The sequence below is a fragment of the Sphingorhabdus sp. genome (assembly GCF_046596595.1).
In the GTDB taxonomy this organism is placed as follows: Bacteria; Pseudomonadota; Alphaproteobacteria; order Sphingomonadales; family Sphingomonadaceae; genus Sphingorhabdus_B.
The window spans coordinates 1-7,212 of the sequence record NZ_JBKJMB010000027.1 but is presented as its reverse complement, the minus strand read 5'-3'; the positions used below and the strand labels follow the sequence as shown (position 1 = coordinate 7,212).

The following is a 7,212-nucleotide window of genomic DNA, read 5'->3' as shown; positions in this document are numbered from 1 at the left end:
ATTACCATGAATAACCGCCGCAGGCATACAAATTCCTTAAGTATCATTTTCGATCACGGACGAAACGCGATGTCTTATTCACTATAAAGAACTCGGCGACAATTCGAGTCAATTCCGAAAAATTTGCTGAGTGGGGCAATATGCGGTAGCAACGACACTTGGTGGTGATGATCAACGGATCGCGATCCAAAATGATGGCACTGGACATCGCCTGTCGCAAACTCAACCGAACATCTGACTCTCATCTCTACGGGACGGGCGAGTTTCAATAAGCAGTCGGTTCAGTTTCAAGAACAGCAAAATTTGCAAAATCTCCAAACTCAACCCTGGCCAAATGCAGCAGAGACTCGAGGGGCCAACGCACCACCAGCACCTTCAGACGCCTGTCTCCAAGTTGAGTTTAGCCCCCGAAACCGCGCACGAGCGCGCCAATTTTTCTGAACTTTATCGTTATATTACAAGTACTTGACTTGCTGGCGGGGACGATGACATTCGAACTCTCGATAAAGTTTTGTCATTAAGTGACAAAATTTTGTCCGTTTATGACGCTATTGCCATCGCAATCGTCATTATGTGATTCCAACGAAATCTGAAACTGCACCAAATGTTGTCGGCTGACTGTCATCTAAACTTGGCAGGCAAATTCAATGCAACGGCAGTTTACTTTCTAGCACAACAAAATTTTCGAGATCTACAAACTGAACCGACGCCAAGACCAGCAGAGACGCAGAGCGAGATCGGTTGAGATCGATCTCCAAACGCCGGTCTCCAAGATGACTTTAATCATCGGAATGGCGCAAATTCGCGCCGATTTTTCAAGAAATTATTGTTGTATTACAAATACTTGACTTGCTGGCGGAGACGGTGGGATTCGAACCCACGATAGAGTTACCCCTATACACACTTTCCAGGCGTGCGCCTTCGACCACTCGGCCACGTCTCCGCAATCCCCTTGGGGACGCACGCCCCTAGCCGCTCCTTTGCGCTTTCGCAAGGCACAGTGATTTGCCATAACGCCGCGGATGAAAAGATATCTACCTTTGGTCGCCTGCGCCGCTTTAAGCGCCGCTTTCCCCCTTTCCGCGCAGGAGGCCAAGATTTATCCCGCGCCATCCGAAATTGTGGCGGCGGCCAAAGCTGATGAATGGGTCGCCATGGCGCCCTCGGACCTTTTGGTCATGGACCTAGCGCCCGATTCGAAAGGCAAGCCGCGCCGCGTTGTTATCCAGCTGATCCCAGCGCCGTTTAGCCAGGGCTGGGTCAGCAATATCCGCAAGCTGGCGGCAGCGAAGTGGTGGGATGGCACAAGCATCAACCGCGTGCAGGACAATTATGTCGTCCAATGGGGTGATGCGACCGAGAAGAAGGCTTTGCCGGAAGGTTTGGCAGTGGTGCCGGAGGGGGAATATATTGTTCGTTCGCTGAACCAGGATTCTCAAAGCGCTCTCGCCGTTTCTGCAGCAGAGAGGGCCCGCGCGACTGCAAACAGCAAAATGCTCCAAAGGGACGTGGATCCCTATTCTGACCAGACGTACTTGCATAAGGGCTGGCCTACCTCGAATGTTGTGGGGGTGGGGTTAGCTCCAACCCATTGCTACGCCATGGTCGGCGTCGGTCGCAACCTTTCACCCGACACGGGTACAGGCGCTGAGCTTTACACCGTCATTGGCCATGCGCCGCGACACCTTGATCGCAACATCGCGCTCGTTGGCCGCGTAATCGAAGGCATTGAACTTTTGTCCAGCCTACCACGCGGCACGGGTGCGCTTGGCTTTTACGAGAAAGAAGAAGAGCGCGTGCCGATAGTGTCGGTTCGGCTTGGCAATGAAGCAAAAGACGTGCCCGCATTCGAATATCTTTCGACCGACAGCGAGAGTTTTGCGGCTTATGCCGATGCCCGCGCAAACCGGCGCGATCCGTTTTTCAATGTGCCGGCGGGCGGCGCAGACATTTGCAACATTCCGGTGCCAATCCGGCGAAAGGTAAAATAAAGGCGTCGCCTCACGCCGCCATCATCGACTTCATTTTGTCGAGCGCGGTTTTTTTGATCTGGCAAACGCGGGCCGCGCCCACGCCTAACGTCTCACCTATTTCGTCAAGATTCAGTTCTTCAACAAAATAGAGTTGAAGGATCAGCGCCTCGCGTTCGGACAGCTTCGAAAGATTATTGACCAGTGCTTCCCGCAATTGCGCCTTTTCGATCATGGTGTCGGCGGCCTCGGACACATCGGCAAACCACATGTCATGGTCCGAATAGCTGTCATCGATCGATTCCTGCCCGACGGGCTGCGTCGATGCTTGCATCGCATGATAAGCCGACGGCGCAAGACCAGTTGCGTCCGCCATTTCGGCATCGCTTGGACGGCGCATAAATTCCTGTTCCAGCCGTCCCCGGATACCTGCAAGATAGCGCCGGTTGGCCATGCCAGCGCGGCCCATACGTGCATCGCGGCGCAGTGCATCGACCATGTTGCCGCGAATGCGCGTTGCCGCATAAGGCGCAAAGGCAATACCGCGGTCTTCGAAATTCTGCGCTGCCTCGACAAGCGCGACCAGGCCGATCTGGATGAGATCCTCAACCTCAATCGCCGACGACATCCGGCTGTGCACGTGCCACGCTATGCGGCGCACCAGCGCGCTGTGCGCTTTAATCAACGGGGCGGGGTCAATGGATGGCGTGGTCGTGTAAGCATGGCGGGCTTCATTCAGCATAAGGTTCTCCAATTTCTTGAGGTGCATCGGACACAGCGGGTTCCGGCAGACGCCCAACGCCGCCCACGACGGCAATGACCTCCACCTTTTTGGTTTCAGGAATTTCAAGGAAGGACAGGACAGCGACATCGCTGAACTGCGACCGCAACAGCCGTGCGACCGCTGCGCGGCACAAGGGTGAGGTGATGATGGCAAAGCTGCGCGCAGCAACCAGCATGGGTTGTACCGCATCGTCGATGACTGAGATGATCCGCCGTGCAAGCTCCGGCTCGAACGGCCAGCTTGCCTGCGGTGCCGACTGCACTGACTGCACCAGAAGCGATTCAAGCGCACCGTCAAAGGTGATCGCGGGCAGCGGCATTTTTACAGGGACGATAGTCTGGACAATCAATCCACCAAGGCGTTGGCGCACCGCTTCCACCAGCTCGGCCATTTCCAGATTGCGCGGAGCAAGATCAACCATGGCTTCGGCAATGCGGCGGAAATCACGCAAGGGGACGCGCTCGGCGAGTAACGCGCGGCACAAGGTCGTCACGGCCGCAAGCGTGTACGGCGCAGGCGTAAGCCCGGCGGCAAGCTGCGGATAGCTGCCCTTCAAATTGTTGATCAACGCCTGCGCGTCATCCATCCCGAACAGTTCAGCCGCCGACGCACTCACCAATTGGTTCAAATGGGTGGCAATAACGGTGGCTGGGTCGACAACGGTATAGCCCGCTGCAACGGCATCGGTCCGGTCACGTTCGGCGATCCAAAGTGCGTCGAGCCCAAAGCTGGGGTCCTTGATCGCGCGCCCGCTGATCCCTTCCAGACAATCGCCCGAATCCAGCGCAAGCAGTTCATTGGCCCAAGCCTGATCCTCGCCCACCAGCACGCCAGAGATGCGAATTTGGTACGCGTTTCCAGGCAAGGACAAGTCATCGGCAACCTTAACCATCGGCATGACAAAGCCGAACTCGCGGGACAACTGGCGGCGGATTGCGGTTACACGACCCATTAATGCAGCGCCCTTGCGTTCGTCGACCAAGCTTACCAGCCCATAGCCGATTTCAAGTGTGATGGGCGCTGTGTCGGCGACTTCATGCCATTCGATCAGGTGGCTTGGTGCGGCGTCAGTGATGGGCTCAGCGACGCGTACCGGGGCCTTTTCAGCCCGCCGCAATGTCCAGTATATAGTTCCGGCTAACGCTGCGGCGGGCAGCACAACCAGTTGCGGCATAGCAGGAACAAGACCAAGCAAGGTCAGGATGCCCGCAACCGGACCCCACGCCCGCGAGAAACCAAACTGGCTCGATATCTGCCCTGAAAGATCAAGCGGGGACGACACCCTGGTGACAATGGCCGCAGCGGCAATTGACAGAAGTAATGCTGGCACCTGCGCCACCAGCGCATCACCCACAGCCAGCATGATATAGGTTTGTGCAGCGTCGCTAAAGCTCAAGCCATGGCTGACCATCCCCAATATAAGGCCGCCGACGATGTTGACGAAAAGAATGAGCAATCCTGCAACGGCATCGCCCTTCACAAATTTCGACGCGCCATCCATGGACCCGTAAAAATCAGCCTCGGTTGAGACCTCCTGACGTCGTGCCTTTGCCTCGTCAGGGGTGAGCAGACCGGCATTCAAATCCGCGTCAATCGCCATTTGCTTGCCGGGCAAGGCATCGAGCGTGAATCGCGCGGAGACTTCGGAAACGCGGCCAGCGCCTTTGGTGATGACGACCAGATTGATGATCATCAACACTGCAAACACCAACAGGCCGACAATATAGTCACCGCCGATCAGCACCGCGCCAAAAGCTTCAATGACATGTCCCGCTGCCGCTGGCCCTTTATGGCCTTCGACCAAAACAACACGGGTCGATGCGACATTCAGCGCCAGCCGGAAAATGGTCGCAAGCAGCAGCACTGTTGGAAAAGATGAAAAATCCAGTGGTTTGGCAACGTTCATTGCCACCATCAGGACAGCAAGGCTGATCATGATGTTCAGAATGAAGCCGACATCAAGCAATACCGCCGGAACCGGCACGATCATCAACATGACCAAAAGCAAAACGGCCACGGGCAATGCATTGCCCTTAAGGATGGACAGCGGAACCGCAAGCATCGGGTGCCGGGTCATGCGCTAAGCCCCGAAAGCCGTTGATACGCCTTGCGCGCGAAATCAAGATCAAGCCCCTTGGGCATTTTTTCCATTTCGGCCATTGCCATCGGCGCGCGGTGCGCTGTGGTCGTCGCAAGGCGTTGCTGCGTGCTGAATGTGACCTGTCCGTTGCCAGACGGCGCTGCTGCCAGTTTCGCCCCAAACCGATCGCGAATTTCGGACAGGCTGCGCGGTGCGCCATCGGGGCGATAGAAAATCGATTTATTGGCCGCGGCCGCCGACGGGAAAATCGGGGCTGCCGCCTGATCAGGGTCGGCTTGCATGGCATCCAGAAAGTCACCAGCGCCTTTTGCCCCCAAGAAATGCGCGAGATAAAGGTCAACCGCCTCGGGATTGCCGTTCATGCGCGACTGCAGATAATCTCCATTATCCGACGCCAGTTCGGCGGCCATCACCGCTGCCGTTTCAGGATGGGTGCGCAGGTCAAGGATCTGACTGCGCATCGCTGGATCGGCCACGGCAAAGGTGCCGTTGCTTTTTTGTGCAATCGCACCCGACGCCCAATCGAGACCATGCACTGGACCATGTCGCTTGAGCGTGGCGAGCCAGGTCTGATTGGTAAATTGATAAAGGCCGGTGGCGCTTGACGTTTGCGCGCGGGCATCGGGGCGCATCCCGCTTTCAAGCTGGGCTTGATCCATCAGATAATCGAAGGCAACGCCCGTGCGTGCCGAAGCGTCGGCAATTGCAGCGGTAACGCGTTGCTGCATTGGGGGTGCCGTAACCGGGCGAGTCATGGATGGACCGTGTTGTTCATCCTCTTACCACAGCAATGCTCGTGCCAATTTGAAAAAATGCTTTATTTCAGCGTTATCTTGCGCGTTGCGTGTAGATATTAGATGACGCTTGGCCCCGAATTTCCGCCAAACGGTCAATTTTCTGGCGGTTCCAGGCCGTCAGATATTTGACCCGGATGCGTGCAGCCTCAGCCTGTTTCAGGCCATAGGCCAGCTGCTCGGTATCAACCGGTCTATCGTCATCAGGCAGCAGGACGAGGGCGTCTGCCAGCGCCCGCGATGCAACAGTCACTGCATCGGCATCGAACGCATCAAGCGCCGCGATGAGGTCAGTTTGACAAGCAATGATGCGGTCGATCATCACTTTAGTCCGGATTGCGCGACCCGAAACGAATGATACCATCCGCAATGGCGCCAAGGTTTATCCGGTATTCGCCGCTGGCAATGGCTTCTTGAAGCGACGCAATCCGTTCGGCGTCATACGGAGGGCCTTTATCGGCAAGTGCGCTTGCAAGGCTGATATGATGCGCCACAGGTTGCACGGCTTGTGCCTGCTCATTGCGTCGTGCCGGTGCGTCCGATACCACTTTTTGTGGGGCACCTACCTGCTGGAGCGGTTTGGATGTGACCGAATGAACCATGATTTTACCTTTCCGCTATGCTGTCGGAAAGCTGACAGCATCAACAAATGTGAAAACGGCAGGCGATTCAGTTTCTTTAGTGTTAAAATGTGGCCAACCCGCGGGATTTGGCGACTGCAGTCATTGGCGTAGACGACGTCAGCGATTTGACACGCAGGGTTTGACCCTGTGCGGCATCATCGAGTGCAATCATTTGAGTCGAGACAGCAAATCCGGTTCCCAAAGTCACGCATTCAATCATATCGCCTTTGCGGATGATGTGTTCTGCGCGTTGTTCGGTTGCGGCTTGTCCACGAAGCGGCACACGCAGCCGCCAGCCAAGGGCAGGACAGCGCACCACGACCACGTCCCCAGCCGCAGGCGCGATAATCGGATCATCAGGGCATTTGGCAAGTTTCAGCCGCTTATCGATTGGCTCCGCATGGGCTTGAAGCTGAATATCCGCATCAAGCGCCTCCAGATCTTCAAACTGCACAGGCACGGCGGCAACCAGAAACAACAGACTTAGCATGAACCTTACTCCCTCGGATGTAATGGTCCGTACGCAGCAATCATCGTGCCAATTTGCCTAATCGAGAATCGTCTCCGCAATGCGCCGGATGACCCCGGGGTCGGCGATCATGCCCATATGGGTGCAATTCTGTTCGATCCGAACATCGCTTTCACCGGGTAATCCACAGGCCGCACGCGGCGCAACCATTCCGTCGCGTGATGACCAGATGGAAATCGTCGGCACCGGGGGTTTACCCGATAGACTAACCTCTAACGGCGGCGCATCCACCTTATGACCCGCCATAAATTCATAGACGCGCCAGCCATTATTGGCGCGTGGACCGCTTGAAAATGGGCTGCCCAAAGTAATCACCTTTGCCACCCGATGCGGGGCGTATTTGGCATATTCGCGCGCAATGACCCCGCCAAGGCTCCACCCGATCAATGTCACCGGCGTCTGCGTGCCCAT

General features: G+C 56.2%; 8 protein-coding genes and 1 tRNA gene. 1 reads left to right on the top strand and 8 read right to left on the bottom strand.

Translation table 11 applies throughout. The features are described 5' to 3' along the window. Nucleotides 1-853 precede the first annotated feature (853 nt). Nucleotides 854-943: transfer RNA gene (locus tag ACLL9E_RS02555), tRNA-Ser, on the bottom strand. Between the two features lie 79 nt (nt 944-1,022). Between ACLL9E_RS02555 and ACLL9E_RS02550 the strand changes: the two genes are divergently transcribed. After that, complete coding sequence (locus ACLL9E_RS02550; protein WP_411290176.1) at nt 1,023-1,991, top strand: peptidylprolyl isomerase; 969 nt, start codon at nt 1,023-1,025, stop codon at nt 1,989-1,991. 10 nt (nt 1,992-2,001) lie between these two features. On the opposite strand, the gene ACLL9E_RS02545 is transcribed toward ACLL9E_RS02550, so the two are convergent. From ACLL9E_RS02545 to ACLL9E_RS02515, 7 genes are all read right to left on the bottom strand, one after another. Further along, nucleotides 2,002-2,712 (bottom strand): FliA/WhiG family RNA polymerase sigma factor, encoded by a 711-nt coding sequence (locus ACLL9E_RS02545; RefSeq protein ID WP_411290175.1) that lies wholly within the window; start codon nt 2,710-2,712, stop codon nt 2,002-2,004. Further along, the gene (gene flhA, locus ACLL9E_RS02540; protein ID WP_411290174.1) at nt 2,702-4,831 is read right to left on the bottom strand and encodes a flagellar biosynthesis protein FlhA; all 2,130 of its coding nucleotides are present in this window, start codon (nt 4,829-4,831) and stop codon (nt 2,702-2,704) included. The genes ACLL9E_RS02545 and flhA overlap by 11 nt, the downstream gene beginning before the upstream one ends. Beyond that, a complete protein-coding gene (locus ACLL9E_RS02535) occupies nt 4,828-5,583 on the bottom strand; it encodes a lytic transglycosylase domain-containing protein (protein ID WP_411290173.1) in 756 nt (251 codons plus the stop codon). The genes flhA and ACLL9E_RS02535 overlap by 4 nt, the downstream gene beginning before the upstream one ends. 100 nt (nt 5,584-5,683) lie before the next feature. After that, a complete protein-coding gene (locus ACLL9E_RS02530; protein ID WP_411290172.1) occupies nt 5,684-5,971 on the bottom strand; it encodes a hypothetical protein in 288 nt (95 codons plus the stop codon). 4 nt (nt 5,972-5,975) lie between these two features. Beyond that, nucleotides 5,976-6,251, bottom strand: coding sequence for a flagellar biosynthesis anti-sigma factor FlgM (gene flgM / locus ACLL9E_RS02525; RefSeq protein ID WP_411290171.1), 276 nt, complete (start codon nt 6,249-6,251; stop codon nt 5,976-5,978). Between the two features lie 82 nt (nt 6,252-6,333). Then, nucleotides 6,334-6,762, bottom strand: a complete 429-nt coding sequence (locus tag ACLL9E_RS02520) for a flagella basal body P-ring formation protein FlgA (RefSeq protein ID WP_411290170.1) — start codon at nt 6,760-6,762, stop codon at nt 6,334-6,336. 57 nt (nt 6,763-6,819) lie between these two features. Then, nucleotides 6,820-7,212 (bottom strand): alpha/beta fold hydrolase (locus tag ACLL9E_RS02515; RefSeq protein WP_411290169.1); only part of this gene is annotated, 393 nt, incomplete at its 5' end.

Excerpts from the sequence above, each read along its gene's own strand:
- ACLL9E_RS02550 (WP_411290176.1), top strand. The coding sequence starts at position 1,023 with ATGAAAAGATATCTACCTTTGGTCGCCTGCGCCGCTTTAAGCGCCGCT.
- ACLL9E_RS02545 (WP_411290175.1), bottom strand. The coding sequence starts at position 2,712 with ATGCTGAATGAAGCCCGCCATGCTTACACGACCACGCCATCCATTGAC.
- flhA (WP_411290174.1), bottom strand. The coding sequence starts at position 4,831 with ATGACCCGGCACCCGATGCTTGCGGTTCCGCTGTCCATCCTTAAGGGC.
- ACLL9E_RS02535 (WP_411290173.1), bottom strand. The coding sequence starts at position 5,583 with ATGCAGCAACGCGTTACCGCTGCAATTGCCGACGCTTCGGCACGCACG.
- ACLL9E_RS02530 (WP_411290172.1), bottom strand. The coding sequence starts at position 5,971 with ATGATCGACCGCATCATTGCTTGTCAAACTGACCTCATCGCGGCGCTT.
- flgM (WP_411290171.1), bottom strand. The coding sequence starts at position 6,251 with ATGGTTCATTCGGTCACATCCAAACCGCTCCAGCAGGTAGGTGCCCCA.
- ACLL9E_RS02520 (WP_411290170.1), bottom strand. The coding sequence starts at position 6,762 with ATGCTAAGTCTGTTGTTTCTGGTTGCCGCCGTGCCTGTGCAGTTTGAA.